Genomic DNA, 20,649 nt, shown 5'->3' on the forward strand with positions numbered 1-20,649 from the left:
TCGGCGGCTTTTGTCGACTAAAGGAAGGAAATCCATAGTATGTGGGAAGTATTCAAGAACTGGATATTTGACATTATCCAATTCTTCTTCAGCTTCTGCCAAGACTGGGGCTTGGCCATCATCGTCGTGACCATCATCTTCCGACTGATAATTTCGCCCCTCATGCACAAGCAGACGAAGTCGTCGTATCAGATGCAGAAGGTTCAGCCTTTGATGCAGGAGATTCAGACGAAATTCGCCGACGATCCCACGCGCATGCAGGAGGAAATGCAGAAGCTGTATGCTGAGGCGAAGTTCAACCCCTTGGCCGGCTGCCTGCCCATGCTGCTGCAGATGCCTATCTTCATTGCTTTGTTCCAGGTTCTGCGCGAAATGCCCAACTACATGGGTTCCGACGAAGGCTACCAGTTCTACAACCTGGTCCCCAACCTGGTTATGACGCCGTCCGGCGCGTTCGCTGAGGGCTTCGGCACGTTCGTTCCCTACCTTATCCTGATGGTGATCTTCGCCGGCGCTACGTTCCTGCCCATGATTTTGATGCAGATGGGTCAGAAGGACAATCCGCAGCGTAACCAGACGCTGATGATGGCCGGCATCATGAGCTTGTTCATGCTGTGGATCAGCTGGTCTTCCCCCGCCGGCGTTCTTCTGTTCTGGGGCGTGTCTTCCATCATCGGTGTTTGCCAGCAGCAAATCTCGATGCGTATCATGAAGAAGCACGACGCCGAGAAGGAGGAGACCATCGAGGTCAAGCCGATCGAAGTGGACGTTACGCGCAAGGCCAAGAAGCCGCGCCCGAAGAAGAAAGACACTTCGAAGAAGCACGCTTAATCCGATTTGCGTAATGATGCGCTGTGTTTCACGTGAAACACAGCGCATTGTAGTTTTTAGTTCTAAGGAGCTGTTATGGCAGAAGAGAACATGGAACAGGCCGCAGAAGAGGCTCTCGACGCCCAGGCCGAAGAGAACGGTATCACCGATGAGGATCTTGATCGCATCGCCGATACCGCAATCGCCACGCTGCAGGACATCCTCAAACATTTCGATGTGGGCGAGGTGACCATCGACGAGTACGAAGGCGACGAAGGTGAGCTTATCCTCGACATCACCGGCGACGACCTGGCTGTGCTTATCGGCCGCCACGGCAAGACGCTGGATGCTTTGCAGTTCTTGGTGTCGGCCATCACGGTGCGGACGATGGGCTTCCGCTACCCCGTTATCGTCGATGTTGAGGGCTACAAGAACCGCCAGCGCGAGAAGCTTGAGTCCATCGCCCGCAACGCCGCTTCCAAGGCGGCGAAGCAGCATCGCAGCGTGAAGCTGCGTCCCATGACGCCGTATGAGCGTCGCATCGTGCACATTGCCCTGCGCAATGATGATCGCGTTGAGACTGCTTCCGAGGGCGAGGGCGCTTCCCGCCACGTGGTGGTTTTGCCTCTGTAGCGTTTCCCTTGCGAAATGTTAAAAAGGCCGCGTTGATACGCGGCCTTTTTGTTTACTCTTGTGGGATAGAGCGGATTTGTTTGGCGCCGTAATTTGAAAGCTCTGAGGTAGTTTTTAACGGTTGCGGACATGTGCGACGTGGGTCGACTAGAAGGCGTTCAAGCCAGACTACCCCTTCTTCTTAGGTAGCGGTTTTTCCTTGAGTTGCTCTTCTTCTTTTTCGCCGCGTTCCCTCGAGGCGTTGTTTCATTTATCTAGGCAAGCCGGTAAAGTATGTTTCACGTGAAACGATAAGCGATAAGGAATATACGATATGCACGACGAGTTGCTTGAGAAGCACCTTTCTTTGGTTATCGAAGCAAACAAGACAACGAACATCACGCGCATCTCGTCTTGGGAAGACGGAATGCTGCTGCATGTGAAAGATTCTCTGCTTGGCTTGGATGCTTTGAATGCCTGCCCTGCAGGACGCTATGCCGACATTGGCACGGGTGCGGGCTACCCGGGCATTCCGCTTGCCATCAAGTCGGGCCGTGAAACGCTTCTAGTTGATTCCGTAGCAAAGAAGGTTCAGATTCTCGACGGGTTTATCTCCGAACTGGGGCTCCAGAACGCTTCAACGTACGCTGGCCGCATCGAGGACTTGGGTCGCGAGCGCCCTGGGCAGTTCACGGCTATCACTGCGCGTGCTTTATCGAAGATTTCCATTCTGCTTGAGCTGGCTTCCCCCCTGCTTCAACGTGGCGGAAGGCTGATTTGCTACAAGGCGCGTGTTGAGCAGGAAGAGCTCGACCATGCACGTGTTGTGGCAAAGCAGGTTGGCATGGAACTGGTGGACGACAAGACGTTTGAGCTTGGCGAGAATTGTCGCAGGATTCTTTCTTACGAAAAGGTTGCCAAGCCGAAGCTTAAGCTGCCAAGGCGTACGGGTTTGGCCCAGAAGAAGCCGCTGTAGCGCTTTCGATGCCGCTTTTGCTTGCAGAGGCGGCATCTTTGATTTTTGGTGATTTCGTTGGAATCGTTCAAAAGTGTTTATTGGGCACACCAGTTGTTCGCCACCATTTCGAAACACGGTATACTGGAATCGAAACCATGAAAGGGGGTTCCTGTGGGTTTTTTTGACGGCCTCAGGAGAGACAAAAAGCAGGCTGAGCCGGTTCAGCAGGAACAACGTGTCGAAGCGGATACCGTTGAAGATGAAATTGCCATCGAGCACATCGAGGTTGTCGAGCGCGCGCCGCACGAGACGCCTAGCGTCGAAGAAGAGCCGATTGAAGAGTGCCCGGTAATTGAGCCGACTCCTATCCGCTCGTATCGCGACAAGAAGCCCGTTACGCATGTGGTTGGCCAGACGAAGATCATGGCCATCATCAACCAAAAAGGCGGCGTCGGCAAATCTACCACGGCTATCAACCTTTCTGCGGCTTTGGGAGAGCTTGGCAAGCAGGTTCTGCTGGTCGACCTTGACCCCCAGGGCAATTCTTCCAGCGGTCTTGGCATCGAGAAAAGCCAAGTGAACAACTGCATCTACGATGTGCTGCTCAACGACGTGCCTATCGAGGAAGTCATCATCCCCGATGTGTGCGAGGGCTTGGACCTGGTGCCTGCAACCATCAACCTTGCTGGCGCTGAGGTGGAGCTTGTGGCCGAAATGGCCCGTGAGAACCGCTTGAAGGACGCTGTTGGCAGCCTACGCGGCAAGTACGACTACGTGTTCATCGATTGCCCGCCTTCGCTGGGTTTGCTGACGGTCAACGCTCTTGTGGCGGCGGATAAGCTGCTTATCCCCATCCAGTGCGAGTTCTACGCGTTGGAAGGTGTGACAAAACTTCTTGATTCAATGAAACGTGTCAAAACTCGCCTGAATCCGACGCTTGATATCTACGGCGTTCTTATGACTATGTACGATGGTCGCACCACGCTTTCTCGTCAGGTTGTTGAAGAAGTTCGCGCGTATTTCGGCCGTTTGGTTTTCGAGACGCAAATCCCCCGTACCGTGAAACTTTCCGAGGCTCCTAGCTTCGGTCAACCGATAACCTTGTATGATCCCAGCGGCAAAGGCGCGCAGTCGTACATGAGTCTTGCTAAGGAAGTGATTGCACGTGGCTAAAAACGGTCGCGGCGGCCTCGGCCGTGGTTTGAATTCGCTGCTCGGCGGTGCATATGAGGAGGCTATTCCGCAGGAAGGCGTTCCTCAAAGGGTTCGCGTTGAGGCCGATCCTCGTCGTGAAGTTATCCGTGAAAGCGTTCCGGCTCAGAAATCTCCCGAGCCGCGTCAAACGTATGAAGCTGCCCCTGCAGTTGCTTTCGAAGAGCAAGAGCCTGAGTCTATTGTGGACAACGGCGTTGAGGTTACCATCAAAGGCGTAGCTCAGCGTGAAGCGCGCCCGGCGCCGGCGCCTGTGCAGCAGGAGTCCGTTGCCACCGCTGCGCCTGCGGTAAACCAGGAGACCGATGAGGTTGCTATTGACAGCGTCTCCCCTAACCCGGAACAGCCGCGCACGAATTTCAAGCGGGAAGAACTCGAAGAATTGGCCGCTTCCATTCAGAAGGACGGCTTGCTGCAGCCTATTCTTGTCAGGCCGGTTGGAGAAGGCTCGTATCAGATTATCGCCGGCGAGCGCCGTTGGCAGGCTTCTAAGCTTGCTGGCCTTACCAAAGTGCCTATCCGCATCAAGGATGCCGATGATGACAAGGCGTTGGAACTTGCGCTTATCGAGAACATCCAGCGTTCCGATTTGAATCCTATCGAAGAGGCCTATGGCTATCGTCGCATGATGGAGCGTCTGAATATGACGCAGGCGGAGGTTGCCCAGGCTATGTCGAAGGGTCGCTCGACCGTTGCAAATGCGCTTCGTTTGCTTGAGCTGCCCGAGGAAGCGCAGCAGCTGCTGTTTGAGGAGAAGATCACGGCGGGCCATGCGCGCGCTATCTTGTCCATCCCCACGAAGGAGGGGCGCGAACGCCTGACGCGCAAGCTTGTTGAGGAAAAGCTCACCGTGCGTGAGGCCGAGGCTTTGGCGCGCTTGTTCTCTGGCAAGAAAAACGATAACGTTAAGCCGAAGGTTCCCGTGCCGAAGGAATATAAAAAGGTTGCCCGCACGCTAAAGGATGTGCTTGACACGCCCGTTAAGGTGAAGTCCGTCAACGGCAAGAACAAGATAGAAATCGAGTTCAAGGATGAAGAGGATTTGGAGCGTTTGTTCAAAGGCATTCTTGCTTCGAACCTTGCGTAACTCGATTTGCTTTCGTAAAACGATTGCTATCAAAAAGGGAGCCTTGCATGGCTCCCTTTTCTTGTGCTGATAGATCTTCTATTGGGCTCGATGCATTAGGAATGCTGCTGAGTGAACGTGTTCTTAAGCTGCCCGCATGCACCCGCGATGTCAGATCCGCGTGAATCTCGCAAGGTAGTCTCGATTCCATGTTTTGCGGTAACGTCAATCCATTTCTGGATAGTCTGCTGCTTGCTTGGTTTGAAAGGCGATTCCGGCACTGCGTTGATAGGAATCAGATTCACGTGGCAAAGAAGTCCTTTGCAGAACTGCAGAAGCTCCTGCAGGTTGGATTCCTTGTCGTTCACGTTATCTATCATGATGTACTCGAACGTGACGCGGCGATTCGTGATTTCGATATAGCGGGCAAGGCTGCTCTTCAATTCGGGTAAGGGGAACGAATTCGTTTTCGGCATAAGCTGCAGTCGCGTTGCTTGACTTGCCGAATGGAGAGATACGGCAAGCGTGAATTGCTCGGGCTCGTGGGAAAAACGCTCGATTCCTGGGATGATGCCGCACGTGGAAATACAGATATGGCGCGCGCCGATGCCGAGGCCCTTGTCGCTGTTCATGATGCGTAACGCTGCCAGCACATTGTCGTAGTTGAGAAAAGGCTCTCCCTGCCCCATTCCCACAACGTTGCTTACGCGACGGCCAAGAAGCCGTTGAACGGTTAGTACTTGGTCGACGATTTCTCCGGCAAAAAGATTGCGCGACAAGCCCTCTTTACCGGTGGCGCAGAAGGCGCAAGCCATGGGACATCCCGCCTGCGTTGAAAAGCACACGGTCAGGCGTTCACCGTTTCGCGAGGGAATTGCCACGGTTTCAACGCATACCCCATCGTGATACTGAAGGATCATCTTGTGCGTTCCGTCGCTTGAGATAGCGTGCTCAAGAACCTCTACGTTGTGTAGCGGATGTTCCTGGGCAAGTTGGGCGCGGAATTTTGCCGGAAGGTTTGTCATCTCCTCGTAGCTTTGTGCGCCTTTCCCGTACAGCCACTCGAAGAGCTGCTTCGAGCGGAACGACGGCTGGCCAAGCCCTTTAACGAGAGCATCGAATTCTGACGGCAGGATATTTTTGATTGGTGTATTCATGCGGGTCATTATACCTGTTTCACGTGAAACATTCGCTGATGCGCGGCCGGCAACGAAGCGAACATATGGGTTTGCTATACTGCAGCAAACAGTTTTTGTAACGAAAGAAGGAGAGCATGTCTTCAAACATTGATCCTCGTTCGTGTCGTGTCGCGCTGCTGTGTGGCGGCAAGAGCAACGAGCGTGAAATTTCCTTGGCATCTGGAGAGGGTGCCCGCGAAGCGCTTGAGACTGCTGGCTTTCCGGTCGAGATGATTGACCCGGCTGATAAGGGCGATTTGAAGCGGCTTATCGATGAGCCGTTTGATGTGGCGTTCCTTTGCCTGCATGGTAAATATGGCGAAGACGGAACGATGCAGGGCTTCCTTGACTTGATTGACCTTCCTTATACGTGCTCTGGCGTTTGGTCAAGCGCATTGGCTATGGACAAGGCGAAGGCGAAGGTGTTTTACGAACGTGAGAACATCCCTACCCCACCTTCCATGACCGTGATGAAAGGCCAGCAGGTTGATGCCCAGGCGGTTATCGATGCCATGGGCGAAAAGGTGGTTGTAAAGCCCGGCACCGAGGGAAGCGCCATCGGTGTGTTCATTGTTGAAGGCGCCGAAGCTATTGAAGAGGCGCTTGCCAAGGCCTTCAAGATTGATAACGAAGTGTTGATTGAGCGGTATATCAAAGGCCGCGAATACACGATTGCCGTTGTTGGCAATCAGAATCCCGAAGCGCTGCCTATTATCGAGATTGTGCCGAAAAGCGATTTCTACGACTTCGAATCGAAGTATGCCGTTGGCGGGTCGCAACATATCTGCCCGGCCGATTTACCGGAGGATATTGCCGCGCGCATGCGCCAAGAGGCGGTTAAGGCTCATAAGGCCCTTTCTTGCAGCGGCACCTCCCGTTCCGACTTCATTCTGGAAGACAATGGAACGTGCTGGGTTCTGGAGACGAACACCATCCCCGGCATGACGAAAACGTCGCTGCTCCCCGATGCTGCCCGTGCCGCGGGCATGTCGTTCCCTGAGTTGTGCACGAAGCTTATCGAGTGCGCGCTTGAGAAGAAGCTGTAGAAGGCAAGAACTTCATAGGTACTTGAAACGCCCTGTGCTTGCGATGAAATGAAGCGCAGGGCGTTTTGTTGCGCTTAGCTCTATGGTCAAGAGTGTGGGGCGAAAATATTATGTAACGCTAGCCCTCAATGTCTTAAATATCGTTGAGATTTCTATTTTCAATCGCGTTTATGGATGATAAACAGTTTGTCGGATTAAAAAACGCCGCAACCCTTCAAAGCGAAGACAACCAGTGCTACGAGCCCAAGAAGGAAGAGCCAACTCAGCACGTAGCAGCCTTTGTTCCCTTCCCTGCTTTTCTGAACAAGGAAATCAAGTGTTCCGCGCGACTTCTTGATAATGGCGGTGTTCTTGTTGGTGTCCGGAAACGGAACGCGTTGCTTTGGCTGCCAGGTTCCGTGAGACTGGATGATGGAAGCGATTCCCTGGGTTTCAAGGTCGACCTTCGGGCGAATGCCCTTTCCTATAAGCTTCGCGGTTTCCGTCACGAACGTGTCGAAGTCGCTTTCATGCGAGCGATCGTAGCAAAGCAGGGCAACCTCTCCCCAATACATGCCCGGTTCGGGTTGGTCGGTGAAGGAAACGCAGGAAAGAATGGCGTGTAAAGTCCATTCGCGCGCGGCTAAAACATTGAGGCGGTGCGAAGTCTTCTCGTCTAAGAATCCGATGTCGGTGCCAAAGGCGTTAACGATCCAGGCTCGCGTGGAGCCTTTGTATGGGCGGAACTGGATGTCGAAGGTATCGCCGACGATGCAGTCTGAACCGATAAGCACGGCAGCATCGCGTTTCGAGACGGTGTCGAAGCGCGCATACGCTCCGTAATAGCAATCAATAGACATGAGACTCCTTTTAAACGTGTTGCAAGAAAAAGCGTAACACAAACGAAGAACCAGAAAGGCTAGCCAAAGGTGCTTCCAACTGGCATACAATATTAAGGTTGCAATAGAACAGAAGAACAGGCGGACTTTCGTATGCAGAACAAAGAACAAGCCATGCAAGGTGATTTGCTTGCCTATATCAGCGATGGCACGCCTCAATCAATCATTGATAGATATGCTCAGCTTTCAGAATATGCGCAACGCGCGGATTTTGGTGAGTTCGACCGGGATATCGTTGTCATTGACACGGAAACCACGGGCTTTTCGTTTAATCATGATGAATTGACTCAAATTGCTGCTGCCCGCATGGATAAGGGCGAAATCGTTGGTTGGTTTGTGACGTTCGTAAACCCGGGGAAGCCGATTCCCGAAGAAGTGGCGCATTTGACCAATATTCACGACTCCGATGTTGCTGATGCCCCTACGCCGTCTGATGCGCTTGCGCAGCTTGTAGAGTTCGTTGGGTCGTCAAAGCTGGTTGCGCACAACGCGGCGTTCGATCGAACGTTCACTACGCGTCATCCAAGCGGCTATCCCCTGCTCCAAAATGTTTGGCTCGATTCTCTTGATTTGGCTCGAATCGCTCTGCCGCGTTTGAAGTCCCATCGTCTTATCGACTTGGTGCGTACGTTTGGTGCACCGGTATCGACGCATCGTGCCGATGATGATGTTGCGGCAACATGCGCGGTTTTCCGTATCTTGCTGGCCGCGGTCGACACGATGCCGAAGCCGCTTGTTGCGAAAATCGCATCTCTTGAAACTCCCGATCATTGGCCGACGCAAGCGGTGTTCAACTACTTCGCCGATCATACCGGGATAAGCGAAGGAAATCCCGCCGCGGCTTCCGAGCTGCCAGCAGCTGAAGCGATCGATGTTTCACGTGAAACATCGTCTGGGCAGTTGTCTTGGACAACAGGTCCTATCGATATGTTTTCGATTCAAGGTCTTCGACGCGACCGTTTGCGAAAGATTGAGAACAGGCCGAAGATTGATGCCGATGCGCTTGCGTCCGATCCGATGCGGGAAATCGTGTATCCAAGTAAAGAGGAAATCGAGCAAGCTTTCCGTTCCGATGGCTTGGTGGGCAAGCTGTATACATCGTATGAGCCGCGTAAGGAACAGCGCGAAATGAGCATGGCAGTTCGCGATGCGTTTGCGGCGTCCGAGAATCTTGTGGTTGAAGCAGGGACCGGTGTGGGTAAGTCGATGGCTTATCTGGTTCCTTTGGCGAAAACCGCTCAAAGGAACAACATCACCGTTGGCGTGGCGACGAAAACAAACGCTTTGCTTGATCAGCTGGTGTACAAAGAAGTGCCGGCGTTGGCAGCTGCTTTGGCAAAGGAGGACCCAAACGCGAAGCCGTTGACGTGTGCACCGTTGAAGGGCTTCTCGCACTATCCCTGCTTGCGTAAAATCAGGAGTGTTGTGGAAGACGGCGCGCAAGTCAAGGAAGTGCAGGGAAAAGAGCTCTCCCAAGCACCGGCTATGGCTGCGCTTCTCTCGTTTATCGAGCAAACTGAATATGACGACATCGATGGCTTGAAGCTTGATTACCGCTTGCTGCCAAGGAAAATCATCACCACGTCAAGTCAGGAATGTCTGCGCCGCAAGTGCCCCTTCTTTGGGAACTTGTGCTTCGTGCACGGAGCGCGCAAGCGTGCCGAGGCGGCAGATATCCTTGTTACGAACCACAGCTTGCTGTTCTGCGATATGGCTGCAGATGGTGGGCTGCTGCCGCCGATTCGCTATTGGGCCATCGACGAGGCTCATGGTGCGGAAGCCGAGGCGCGTCGCGCGTTCTCGATTGAGCTTGATGCTGAAAGCATACTGCGTGATGCTCGCCGCCTGTCGGCTGAGGACCCTCGACGCAACGTGTTCGCTCACGCCGAGCGCCGTGTGGTGCTGAAGGACACGAAAGAGGAAAGCGAAACGCTGTTCTTCGCGCTGACGCAAAAGGGAAAAATAGCTGGCGAAGCATATCGTCAGGCGGCTGAAGCGTTCTGCGCAAGCCTTAAGGGCTTGCTGTTCTTCGATACGAACAAGCGCGGCAAAGGATATGAAATCGTTGAGCTGTGGATCAACGACGATATCCGCAAATCCGCGACGTTTGGCGATGTGGCGGAAAAGGGTTCTGCGTTAAGGGAGACTGCAGAGAAGCTGATCGTTGCGTGCCAAAACCTTGTTGCCTACTTGGAGGACATCGAAGATGCAGCTGCGGTGCAACGTGAGATCGCCTCAATTGCAATTGATTTGAAGGAACAGGTAAGCGCTGTCGAGCTGATTCTGGAAAACCCTGGTGAGGCGTTTGCCTATTCTGCGACGCTATGCCGGAAGAGAGATCGAGTGGCGGAGAAGCTCGAAGGCTTGCCGGTCAACGTTGGCGCTAAGTTGAACGAAACGCTGTATGCATCAACGCATTCAGTGGTGTTCGCGTCTGCGACGCTTTCCGTAAATGGGAAGTTCGACGGATTCACCAGTGCTATGGGCTTGGGCCAGTCGGAGTTCTCGCCGGTAAGAACGTGCCAGCTTGATTCAAGCTATGACTTCGATAAGAACATGACCGTATATGTGGTGTCCGACATTCCCGAGCCGAATGACGGTGGATACATGGCTTCGCTGCAAAAGCTGCTGGTTGATGCGCATCGCGCACAGCAGGGGTCTATGTTGACGCTGTTCACAAATCGCCGCGAAATGGAAACGTGCTTCGAGTATGTTCAACCGCGCTTGAAGTCGGACGATTTGCGTCTGGTGTGCCAGAAATGGGGCGTATCGGTAAAAGGTTTGCGGGATGATTTCCTGGCTGATGAGCACCTGTCGCTGTTCGCGCTTAAGAGCTTCTGGGAAGGTTTTGATGCCCCGGGCGCCACGCTGAAAGGCGTGGTCATTCCGAAGCTTCCGTTTGCAAAGCCGACCGATCCGCTATCTTGCGAACGCGCTGAACGCGACGATCAAGCTTGGCGTCATTACGTGCTGCCGGCTGCGGTTCTTGAAGTGAAGCAGGCGGCGGGACGGTTGATTCGCCGCGCCGACGATACGGGTGCGTTGATTTTGGCTGACCATCGTTTGGTTTCGAAGGGCTATGGGAAAACGTTCCTAAATTCGCTGCCAAGCAAGAATATCAAAATCATGAAAGCAAGCGAGATAGTTGCCGAGCTTGAGGCTGCGCGCCGCGCATAAGCGAATTCGCCTATGAAGCACAGAGACGATAAGATTGCGCGCGCTGCTCATATCAAAGCGCGCACCGAGGGCACATCGAATGAGATTTCATTCAGTGTATTGGATGCAGCGAAATACGCCGTGGACAACAAGCGTCAAAGGTTTAGCTTTCACGAATTCGTGAGCAACCGCGCAGCTCGGCGTGAAACTCCTTCAGATGTTTCACGTGAAACATCTGAAGGTTCGCCAAGCAAGGCATCCCGCATTCGCCGAGCTCAAGAAGGTTCGAGAAAGCAAATGCGGGAAGCCAAGGTCGCGAGGGTTTTGAGAAAGCCCAGTCGACACAGCGCTCAGCACGCAGCAGCTAAACAAAAACAGCTTTCGACGAAACGCATATCGTTGGAAGAGGAGATCGCAAGAAGAAAAGCTCGCAGACGCTTGGGCCGCATCGCGGCTTTGTCGGCAGTTGCCGTGATAACGATGGTTTTCGTTGCTATTGGCGTATGGATCTGGCACGTTGATGTAACCGAACAGCAGGGCTATGAAGCAATGCTGATGGATTCGATTGAGCTGGTATCGCAGGTAGATGATGTGATTCTGCAAATCGACGACATTGTGAACGACCCGTTCTCGGACGACAGCAAAAAATCGAAGCAATCTACGCTGAGTGAAATACCTGGTTGTCTAGATGTTCTTGAGCAGGCGGATGTGAAAGCACGGGAAGCTTCGGACGGGTTGAACGACCCGACAGTGAAAGACATTGCGAATCAAACGGTTATATCGATTGCCGCAAGGCACGCCATGATGCAGCAGGCTTCGGAATTGCTGGACGCGTCACTGCAGGTTGATGAAGCCGCGCAACAGTGTCAGGACATTTGGTCAGTCGTTCTTGACGCTGACGATGTGACGCATGAAGCGTCGAAGCTTGTTGAAGCCGACGATCCAGCGGGTTCGAAGGAGAAAACGCAGCAGGCAAATAGATTGTTTACGGATAGCCTTGCGCAGCTGAAAACATTTCAAGCGGAGCATGTGGAAGTAGATTTATCTGTGGCGACGGCGTATATCGAAAAGCGGATCGAAGCCGCAGGGTATGCCATAGCGGCAGACGATGCGCTGATAGACCGAAACAAAGAGGAAGCGCTTGTTCAGAATGACTGGTACAACGAGGCCGAAACGGAAGCGGCAACGCTGGCAATGAAGCTCCCTTCGGATATGGACAAGCTGTTCCACGATGCGTATAGCGAGCAATACTCATCGTTGATAAAGGCTTACACCGCTAAGCGTGCAGAGGCGGGCGCGAGTGATGCAGTTATACGTGATTATTTGGGGGCACAAGGCAAATAGCGTATACTTCAACCCGTATATGCCTTGCTGAAGTTGAGGAATGAAAGGCAACATAATGCCGGAGATTAAAGAGCATATCGCGTACTTGTCGCAGGAAATCGGCGCGCGCCCGGCGGGCACCGAGGAAGAGCAGCAGGCGGCGCTGTATATTACCGAGCAGTTCCAAAAGGATGCGGGGTTGCCTGCATCGATTGAGGGTTTCAATGGCGTTGGCGACGCAGATTTGCCGGTCATGATTTGCTGCGGCGCAGCGGTGGTGTTTGCACTGCTGTCGCTGATTGTGCCGGTACTTAGCATCGTGGGCGTGATTGGGTCGCTTGTCGCGGCGGCGCTGTTTGCGACGGAGCTGTTCGGCAGGCCTGTTCTGTCGAAGTTTCTGGGTAAGGGTGTAAGCCAGAACGTGGTGGCGAAATACGAACCCGGTGTGCCCGAGGGAGAATCTTCGGCCCGCCGTCGCAAGGTGATTTTGGTGGCTCGCTACGATACTGGCAAGGTCCGTCCTGAACTTGCCTCCTCTGTTGCCTCGTTTATGCCGCTTATCAATAAGGTTTCGTTTGGTGCCTTGGTTGCACTTCCTGTGCTACTCCTTATTAAAGGTGTGGCGCTTGGCCAGGCGGAAGGTGCGCTTCCGGCGGTTTTCACGGTGCTGGTGGTTGTCGCGATGATCCTTGCAGCTATCCCGCTGGTGTTTGGCGTTCTGCACAAAACGGCTGCGTACAACGAAGGTGCCAACAACAACGCATCGGGCGTTGCGGCGCTGCTTGAAGTTGCGCATCGCATCGGAGTGGGTCGCGTGAGCGAAGCGGAAATCGCTGAACGGGAAGACGCCATCATGCACGGCGAAGAGGCTGCGTATGACAATGGTTTGGTTCCCGAAGGCGCCGAGTTCGTGTATGCAGGTCACCCGCATTCGTCGATGCCGGAAGAGGAAAGCCTGGTTGCCGCGAAGGCGGCCATAGCGGCGCTGTCCGGCAAGCCGGTAAGCGGTCTTTCCGCAGAGGATGTCGAGCGCAATCTCGAAAAAATCGAACGCCACGATCGCGAAGAGGCCGAAGAAGAGGCCCGCATGCAGCGCATGGAAGCGCGTGCAGTGGAAAGCGCACGCCGCGATGCGGAGCGCGCCCGTGCCGAAGAGCAGGCAGCGGCCGAGCGCGCTGCTGTTGAAGCCGCGCTTGCTGCTCAGGTTGCAGACGAGCAGCCTGTTGAAGCAGCGCCGGAGCAGGTCGCTGCGCCTGAGCAAATGGAGCAGACGCCTGTTCAGGCGGAAATTCCTGAACCTGTGCAGGAGCCGGTTCGCCCGACAAACAGCGTGCCCGATTGGTTCGTGAAGGCCCAAGAGAAGGCTAAGAAGCCGCGTACGGCTGAAAAGCCGGTGCAGCGCTCTCGCTACGCAAGTGCGCTTGATGCTGCGGTTGCGGAAAGCGCCGGTCATTTTGCAAAAGCGAACAACATCGTCGAACACGAGCTTGAACGTGCTATCGACGTAGATCGCGACACGATTCATGAAGTGAAGGCTCCGCAGTGGGCAACGATCAAGCCCGTTCAACCTTTTGAAGCTTCTGCTGCAGATTCGGCGTCTCAGCCGGTTCAGCCTTCGCCGTTTGCCACCATCGACCCGGTGCAGCCCGCACCGCTTGCCAACATTGAGCCTGTGCAACCCGCAGTTGCTCCTGTGGAGACGAAGCCTGTTGTCGTCGAGCAGGGCGCAGGCGCTTCCGACGTCGAGTTAGCGAACGCCGATCAGGTGCAGGAGATGTCGGAGCTTCAGGCCGTACCCGAAACCGCTGTGTCTGAGCAGGTTGCGGCTGAGCCTCAGCCTTCTCAAATCGCAGATGTTGCCGAAGATAAGCCCGTTCCCGCGTCGCGTGCGGTAAGCGTTGATCCATTTGCGACGGCCGCTACGCCGCCTATCGACGTGACACAGCTTCATATCGACGATGTTCCCCCGGTAAGCGATATCCCCATGCCGGCATTTCTGGACCCGCGCAAGGTGCAGGCTGAAGCGCAGCAGCGTCAGTCCGATGCACCCCGTTCGGATAATCGCCTAGACGCTACGGATGCTGCTATCAGCGAAAACGGTCGCGTTGATTCATCGGCTATGGTGCAGAAGACCGCTGAGCAGCCCAATGCGCTTCCTGGTGAGTTGCAGGCTACGCCGCTGAACATCCCCACGGTTTCCGAAGAGCAGGCGCATGCGCCTATAACGCTGCCCGACATCGGCGCCACCGCGCCCGGTATGGCCCCCGTTGCCGCTGCCGCAAAGCAGCGCGCACCGCTGGCGGACGTTGAGTCAAAGGGAAAGAAGGCTGCTCGGAGCTTGCTGAGCTTGCTTCCCTCCATCGGCTCGGCTGATGTCGCATCGTCGCAGGCGCAGGAATCGCAAGATGACGGGCAGAAGGCCGACCATCCTTCCTTGCTTGCGTCCCTTCCCTCGTTGTCGGGCGCTATCAAAGCTGCTGATGTTGCCCAGGCGCAGCCGGGCATGGATGCTGCGCAGGCTTCGCTTGGCACGGCAGGCGCAACGGGCTCGTTCGCTCCCGTGAGCGCTCAGCTGGTGCAATCCATGGACCCTGAGGACATGTACGTGCACGATGCCGATGATTCCGCTTACGAGGACAATTTCACCGAGACGGGCGCTTTTGCAGGCCCGGGATATATGGAGATGCCGAAGTCGCGCTTCCGTCGCTTCCTTGATAAGTTCCATCGCAACAAGGGAGAAGAGGAGGACACTCCTCAGGATTGGCTTGACGTTGACGAAGGGTTCGAGGCGCGTGCTGTAGGCAAGGCCCGCGGCGGCTGGGAAAGCTTCCAGGAAGAGCATTACGAGCAAGGCGAGTATCAGGGCGACTATGCAGTTGACGAGCAGGTGGCATACGAGGGATCTACGCAAATGATGCCTCCCCTGCAGCCGGAAAGCCAGCTGGATGCCACGCAGGCGTTTGTGCCGCAGCCGAGTGATGTGCAGCCGGAAAGTCAGCAGTCTGAGTACGGCTTCAACGACGATTTCGATGCTGACGATATTGCCGAGGACGCGAACGATGGTCGACATTTCCGTCCGTGGCATGGCGGCGCGTTCTCGTCCCGCCGTGTGGAGAACGCGAACCTCAGCTCCGAGGAGCTTGCAGACGAAGCGGCTGCGGCCGCTTCTCCTGCCCCCGTTGAGGTGGACGAAGAGCTGAGCGAGGTCTATCAGTTCCGCAACCCCGACATCAATACCGAGGTGTGGTTCGTGGCGCTGGGCTCCGAGCTTGCGCAGAACGCCGGCATGCGAGCGTTCTTGGAAGCCCACGAATTGGAGCTGCGCGGTGCGTTCATCATCGATCTGGATGCGCTGGGCGCGGGCGACTTGACCATGATTGAACGCGAGGGATACCTCAAGCCCGCGAATGCTTCTTCTCGCATGAAGCGCTATATTCGCAAGGCTTCGCAGGCTAGCGGTGTGAAAATTGCGAATGGTTCGATGATGTGGGAGGAAAGCGCTGCTTCGTTTGCAACGAAGCATGGGCAGCAAGCCATGCACCTTGTGGGCATGGATGGTGCGAAGCCGGCGCTGTATGGTCAAGTTGACGACACGATCGAGAACATCGACGACCGCAAACTTAACGATAACGTGCAGTTCCTTATGGAGTTGTTGAAGAATATGTAGGTCGCGAAACGTGTCGGTAATGGACGGCAAAGGCAGTTACCCTATAATGCAGTCCGCCCACGTGAACATCGACGGAGTCGTTCGCCGATTGTCGGCACCACGACGCCGATATTGAAACTAGAGAGGTTTAAGATGGCTATCGAGGCATACTGCGTTAAATGCAAGGCGAAGAAGATCATGAAAGATCCTGTGGAGGGCGTCACCAAGAACGGTAAGCCCATCACGAAGGGGAAATGCCCTGACTGCGGCACAACCATCTGCCGCATCGGCGCTGCAAAGTAACATATCGTCTGAGCAACCAGCAATGCCCGCATTCGTGCGGGCATTGCTGGTTTTTGAAGCGAGGGGAGCTGCGAAGCGCAGCGGGAAGGAAACAGTATGGCTAACGATCAAAAGATCGACCTGTACGATCACTTCAGGGAAATCAACACCATTGACGCTAGCAAGTACAAGAAATACGATGTGAAGCGCGGCCTACGTAACGACGACGGTACGGGCGTTCTGGCGGGCCTGACTGGCATTTCCAACGTACATGGCTACGTTATGTCCGATGGCGAAAAAGTGGCCGATACCGGCGAGCTGCGCCTTCGTGGTTACGACCTGTACGACCTTCTTGGCGTGGATGCGAAAGATAGGCGCTTCAATTACGAAGAAGTGTCCTATCTGCTGCTAATGGGCGAGTTGCCAACGCAACAGCAGCTTGACGACTACATTGCCGCCATCGATGCGCAGCGCGAGCTACCTGACGGCTTCACGGCTTCCATGATCATGCGCGACACCCCCCCGGACATCATGAACGTGCTCGCACGTACGGTGATGCTGCTGTACGCCTACGACACGCATGCCGAGGACCGATCGGCCCAACACGAGATTTCGACGGCTATTTCGCTGATTTCGCGTCTTCCGCGCATTATGGTGCTGACGTATTACGCCATGCGCGCGCGTTACAGCAACGATTCCATGATCATGCATCGCTTCGTTCCTGGGCAATCGACGGCGGAAACCATTCTGTCCATGCTGCGTCCCGACCGTCAGTTCGGGCCGGAAGAGGCGCGCATGCTTGATATTATGCTGTGCCTGCATGCCGAGCACGGCGGCGGCAATAACTCCACGTTCACCACGCATGTGCTGACTTCGGCGGATACCGACGCGTATTCGACGTATGCGGCTGCCATTGGGTCGCTGAAGGGTCGCAAGCATGGCGGTGCGAATCATCAGGTCATCGCCATGCAGAAGGAAATCAAGGAGAACGTTGCCAACTGGGACAATGACGACGAGGTGGCGGCGTACCTTGCGAAAATCGTGAACAAGCAGGCGTACGACAAGAGCGGCTTGGTATATGGCATGGGACACGCGGTGTACACGCTATCCGACCCCCGCGCGGTCATTTGCAAGCGCTTTGCAGAAAAGCTTGCCGTGGGTACCGAATACGAGGCTGAGTTCCGCCTGCTTGAGAAAATCGAGCGCCTGGCGCCCGAGGTTATCCTGAACGAAAAGGGCACGCACAAGGACATGTGCGCGAACGTGGACATGTATTCCGGCTTTGTGTACTCCATGCTCGGCATTCCCGAGGATTTGTTCACTCCCCTGTTCGCCTGCGCGCGTATGTCGGGCTGGGCGGCTCATCGCTTTGAGGAAATCGTTTCCGGTAAGAGGATCATTCGTCCTGCTTATAAATCGATTTACAGCAAGAAGCGAGCGTACACGCCGATGGAAGAACGCTAAAACGAAGCCAAGAAAACGAAAAAGCGCTCGGAGGTTCCGGGCGCTTTTGAGTTCCTGGCGGAGGAAGTAGGATTCGCGTATTCGGTTCGCGAATCCGCACCCCTCCCTCGCAAGCTCGGTCGGGCGTTTCACGTTAAGAAAACGTGCCACTGGCACGTTTCCTTAACGTGAAACCACCTTATCGGTTCGAATCCGTCCGATCTCTTTCGAAAATAAAAACGCCCGGAGGCCCGGGCGTGTGTAATCTGGCGGAGGAAGTAGGATTCGAACCCACGGAACCTTGCGGCTCAACAGTTTTCAAGACTGCCGCCTTCAACCACTCGGCCATTCCTCCGTAACGTTGGTAGGATACCATATAATGCTACCTATGAATGACGAAGAATACATGCGCATGGCGCTAGAGGAAGCGCAACGGGCTGCCGATTTGGGCGAAGTGCCTATCGGTGCTGTTGTGGTGTACCAACCTATCGATAAGGGGACAAGGCGTCCGTTGGCGGAGCCGCGCGTGATTGCGCGGGCATGCAACGTGCGCGAAACCCAGCAAGACCCTGCAGGGCATGCGGAGTTCGTTGCCATGAAACAAGCGGCGGCAGAGCTTGGCGTTTGGCGCCTGACAGGCTGTACGGTGTACGTAACACTGGAGCCGTGCATCATGTGCGCGGGGCTGATGCACCAAGCGCGCATCGACCGATGTGTGTATGGGGCGCCTGATCCGAAAGCCGGTGCGCTGGGAACACTGTACTCCATCAACAGCGACAAGCGGTTGAACCATACGTTTGAGGTGGTTCCCGGAGTCTTGGCAGATGAGTGCGCCGGCATTCTGAAACGGTTTTTCGCAGCTCGAAGGAAGAAACGAACGGAGCGATAACGATGCAGTGGAATGATGAACAACAAGATGTTTCACGTGAAACATTTCAAAACAAAGTGGACATGATGGACATCGCCCGCATTGCGCAGAACGTTGAAGCGCGCGAGTTCGCGGGCATGGGATCGCTGAAACTGATTGCTCCAGCGAAAGTGAACCTCTATCTGAACGTGAAGGGTCTTCGCGAAGATGGCTATCACGAAGTGTCCACCATCATGCATACGTTGATGCTGCACGATGTGCTGCGCATGAAGCTTGTTCCGGGGACTGGCGAGCCCGTTCAGCTGACGTCGCGCAGCTACGAAGGCCTAGAACCGCTAGATGTGGACCCGCAGCACAACATTGTGACGAAGGCTATTGTGAAGCTTGCCGAAGCGTTTGGTCGCGAGCTTGGCGAAACGGAAACCGTGCGCGTGCATCTTGAGAAGCACATTCCGGCGCAAGCGGGTTTGGGTGGTGGCTCTTCCGATGCCGCAGCGGCTTTGCTGGGCGCTGCTATCTTGTGGCAAGAAAGCGTGTTGGATCCGCGCATCGAGCAAGTTGCCGCAACGCTGGGCGCTGATGTTGCGTTCTTCCTGAAGGGAGGATGCGCGCAGTACGACGGCATAGGCGAGCATTTCGTGCGTTCACTGAAAATCACGAACGACTTCGTGGTCATTGTGAAGCCCGAGGGCGGCGTATCTACGGCCGCGGCCTACAAGAAGCTGGATGAGAATCCGCAACCTTTGGACGCCGCATTGGTCAAAACAGCCGAAGAAGAGGCGTATGCCATGCATGTGCCGTTGCTGAACAACATGGCCGAGGCCGGCGAAGAGCTGAACACTGGCGTGAAGACGGTGCGCGAGTGGCTGCAGGAGCAGCCTGGGGTCTGCAACGCGATGATGTCGGGCAGCGGTTCGGCGGTGTTTGCGGTGTGCGAGTCGTTTGATGCGGCGGCGCGCGTATCGTCGAGCGCGCAAGCGAAAGGCTGGTGGTCGCGCACGACTACCTTCGGCCCGTTCAAGGCAACAATGACAACCAACCGATAATGCGGGCGGCTTCGAGTTCACTCAAGAATTCGGAGCCGCAGTTGTATAGGGCGTGCTTGAGAGTCCGCACAAGCAGTAATGCGAAGGGTCCGTGTCGCTGGCGTGCGCGTTCGCAAGTGTTCTGCTTGCTTGATAGCCGGTGCAAACATCGATGCTACAATAGCGAAAACCTCGGAAAGGGGAAATTATGACGATTGCAATCATATTGCTCGTGATTGTTGTTGTTGTGCTGCTGGTGGCGCTTTATAACAACCTGGTGAAGTTGCGGAACATGGTGGACAATGCATGGGCGCAGGTTGACGTGCAGCTGCAGCGTCGTCTTGACCTGATTCCGAACCTTGTGGAAACGGTTAAGGCCTACGCGAAGCACGAGAGTCAAACGCTTGAAGAAGTGACGCACGCGCGTGCGGCGGTGTCGAACGCAACCACGCCCGAAAGCCGTATGGGCGCGAACAGCCGCTTGAACAGCGCGCTGAAAAGCCTGTTCGCCGTGGCAGAATCGTACCCTGAACTGAAAGCGAATCAGAATTTTCAGCAGCTGCAGGCGGAGCTGTCTGAAACGGAAGACAAAATCAGCTACATGCGTCAAAGCTTCAACGACACGGTTATGAAGTACAACACGGCTATCCAAACGTTTCCTGCGGTGTTGATTGCGGGCGCCATGGGCTTTAAAGAACGTCCGAGCTTTGCGGCCGAGGCCCCCGCGCACAGCGTTCCCAAGGTGACGTTCTAGATGGTAGCCCGTCTGACAAGAATCATCCCTTTGCTGCTGGTGCTCGCGTTTGTGGCGGGCGTGGTGTACGTGGTGGCTTCGTGGCGCTATTCGCCAGCCCGTGCGAAGGAAATCCTCATCAAAGCGTTCACCGTGCTGAACACGGTGCTGACGGCGTTTTTCGGATTAGCCAGCCTGTATGCGCTGTCGGAGTCGAACATGGCGGTGTTGGACCTGACGCTCTCGTTTATGGTGACAGCGCTGGTTGCGCTGGCAATCACGCGCATTTGCCGTGCGGTGTTCCTTAAGCACAATCCGTCGTATCGCGCGAAGCCCATGAAGGCGAAGAAGTTGCGCCGCTGGCCCTGGAACAAGTAGCGCGAACGGCAAAAGAAAAGCCCCCGCTTGCGCGA

Annotated in this window: 17 protein-coding genes and 1 tRNA gene; 15 read left to right on the forward strand and 3 right to left on the reverse strand. The window is 55.1% G+C overall.

From position 1 onward, the window contains the following. The first annotated feature begins 39 nt into the window (after window positions 1-39). The 5 genes from ET524_RS04310 to ET524_RS04330 all read left to right on the forward strand — a co-directional run bounded on the left by ET524_RS04310 (window position 40) and on the right by ET524_RS04330 (window position 4,679). Window positions 40-831, forward strand: coding sequence for a YidC/Oxa1 family membrane protein insertase (locus tag ET524_RS04310; RefSeq protein ID WP_129423531.1), 792 nt, complete (start codon window positions 40-42; stop codon window positions 829-831). 75 nt (window positions 832-906) lie between these two features. Further along, the gene (locus ET524_RS04315) at window positions 907-1,443 is read left to right on the forward strand and encodes a Jag family protein (RefSeq protein WP_129423533.1); all 537 of its coding nucleotides are present in this window, start codon (window positions 907-909) and stop codon (window positions 1,441-1,443) included. A 313-nt stretch (window positions 1,444-1,756) separates the two neighbouring features. Next, entirely contained in the window at window positions 1,757-2,398 is a 642-nt protein-coding gene (gene rsmG / locus ET524_RS04320) for a 16S rRNA (guanine(527)-N(7))-methyltransferase RsmG (RefSeq protein ID WP_129423535.1), read from the forward strand. A gap of 405 nt (window positions 2,399-2,803) precedes the next feature. Next, entirely contained in the window at window positions 2,804-3,553 is a 750-nt protein-coding gene (locus tag ET524_RS04325; protein WP_201738828.1) for a ParA family protein, read from the forward strand. Continuing rightward, window positions 3,546-4,679: a ParB/RepB/Spo0J family partition protein gene (locus tag ET524_RS04330; protein ID WP_236648250.1), complete on the forward strand. Its 1,134-nt coding sequence runs from the start codon at window positions 3,546-3,548 to the stop codon at window positions 4,677-4,679. Before ET524_RS04325 ends, ET524_RS04330 begins: the two co-directional genes overlap by 8 nt. Window positions 4,680-4,774: 95 nt before the next feature. On the opposite strand, the gene rlmN is transcribed toward ET524_RS04330, so the two are convergent. Continuing rightward, window positions 4,775-5,824 (reverse strand): 23S rRNA (adenine(2503)-C(2))-methyltransferase RlmN, encoded by a 1,050-nt coding sequence (gene rlmN, locus ET524_RS04335; protein WP_129423537.1) that lies wholly within the window; start codon window positions 5,822-5,824, stop codon window positions 4,775-4,777. 107 nt (window positions 5,825-5,931) lie between these two features. On the opposite strand from rlmN, the gene ET524_RS04340 reads away from it, so the two are divergent. Continuing rightward, the gene (locus ET524_RS04340; RefSeq protein ID WP_129423539.1) at window positions 5,932-6,882 is read left to right on the forward strand and encodes a D-alanine--D-alanine ligase family protein; all 951 of its coding nucleotides are present in this window, start codon (window positions 5,932-5,934) and stop codon (window positions 6,880-6,882) included. A gap of 194 nt (window positions 6,883-7,076) precedes the next feature. Here ET524_RS04340 and ET524_RS04345 read toward each other — a convergent pair whose 3' ends face one another. Then, window positions 7,077-7,721, reverse strand: a complete 645-nt coding sequence (locus tag ET524_RS04345) for a hypothetical protein (protein ID WP_129426065.1) — start codon at window positions 7,719-7,721, stop codon at window positions 7,077-7,079. Between the two features lie 132 nt (window positions 7,722-7,853). Here ET524_RS04345 and ET524_RS04350 point away from each other — a divergent pair, with 132 nt between their 5' ends. The 5 genes from ET524_RS04350 to ET524_RS04365 all read left to right on the forward strand — a co-directional run bounded on the left by ET524_RS04350 (window position 7,854) and on the right by ET524_RS04365 (window position 17,631). Beyond that, on the forward strand, window positions 7,854-10,937 hold the full coding sequence (locus ET524_RS04350; RefSeq protein ID WP_201738660.1) for a helicase C-terminal domain-containing protein: 3,084 nt from the start codon (window positions 7,854-7,856) through the stop codon (window positions 10,935-10,937). Window positions 10,938-10,949: 12 nt separating this feature from the next. After that, window positions 10,950-12,260, forward strand: a complete 1,311-nt coding sequence (locus ET524_RS04355; protein WP_129423543.1) for a hypothetical protein — start codon at window positions 10,950-10,952, stop codon at window positions 12,258-12,260. Window positions 12,261-12,315: 55 nt separating this feature from the next. Beyond that, window positions 12,316-15,906 carry an aminopeptidase gene (locus tag ET524_RS04360; protein ID WP_129423545.1) on the forward strand — a complete coding sequence of 1,197 codons (3,591 nt, stop codon included), beginning with the start codon at window positions 12,316-12,318 and terminating at the stop codon, window positions 15,904-15,906. A 132-nt stretch (window positions 15,907-16,038) separates the two neighbouring features. Next, complete coding sequence (locus ET524_RS11695) at window positions 16,039-16,188, forward strand: DUF5679 domain-containing protein (RefSeq protein WP_042432320.1); 150 nt, start codon at window positions 16,039-16,041, stop codon at window positions 16,186-16,188. Window positions 16,189-16,284: 96 nt separating this feature from the next. Then, window positions 16,285-17,631 carry a citrate/2-methylcitrate synthase gene (locus ET524_RS04365; RefSeq protein ID WP_129423547.1) on the forward strand — a complete coding sequence of 449 codons (1,347 nt, stop codon included), beginning with the start codon at window positions 16,285-16,287 and terminating at the stop codon, window positions 17,629-17,631. Between the two features lie 246 nt (window positions 17,632-17,877). Here ET524_RS04365 and ET524_RS04370 read toward each other — a convergent pair. After that, window positions 17,878-17,965: transfer RNA gene (locus ET524_RS04370), tRNA-Ser, on the reverse strand. Between the two features lie 24 nt (window positions 17,966-17,989). Here ET524_RS04370 and ET524_RS04375 point away from each other — a divergent pair. The 4 genes from ET524_RS04375 to ET524_RS04390 all read left to right on the forward strand — a co-directional run bounded on the left by ET524_RS04375 (window position 17,990) and on the right by ET524_RS04390 (window position 20,614). After that, window positions 17,990-18,499 (forward strand): nucleoside deaminase, encoded by a 510-nt coding sequence (locus ET524_RS04375; protein WP_201738661.1) that lies wholly within the window; start codon window positions 17,990-17,992, stop codon window positions 18,497-18,499. 2 nt (window positions 18,500-18,501) lie between these two features. Continuing rightward, the gene (gene ispE, locus ET524_RS04380; RefSeq protein ID WP_201738662.1) at window positions 18,502-19,524 is read left to right on the forward strand and encodes a 4-(cytidine 5'-diphospho)-2-C-methyl-D-erythritol kinase; all 1,023 of its coding nucleotides are present in this window, start codon (window positions 18,502-18,504) and stop codon (window positions 19,522-19,524) included. 187 nt (window positions 19,525-19,711) lie between these two features. Further along, window positions 19,712-20,257, forward strand: a complete 546-nt coding sequence (locus tag ET524_RS04385) for a LemA family protein (RefSeq protein ID WP_129423551.1) — start codon at window positions 19,712-19,714, stop codon at window positions 20,255-20,257. Continuing rightward, entirely contained in the window at window positions 20,258-20,614 is a 357-nt protein-coding gene (locus tag ET524_RS04390; protein WP_129423553.1) for a guanylate cyclase, read from the forward strand. It abuts the gene before it with no gap. Window positions 20,615-20,649 lie beyond the last annotated feature (35 nt).

Origin of the sequence: Senegalimassilia faecalis (assembly GCF_004135645.1) — a bacterium.
Taxonomy (GTDB): Bacteria; Actinomycetota; Coriobacteriia; order Coriobacteriales; family Eggerthellaceae; genus Senegalimassilia; species Senegalimassilia faecalis.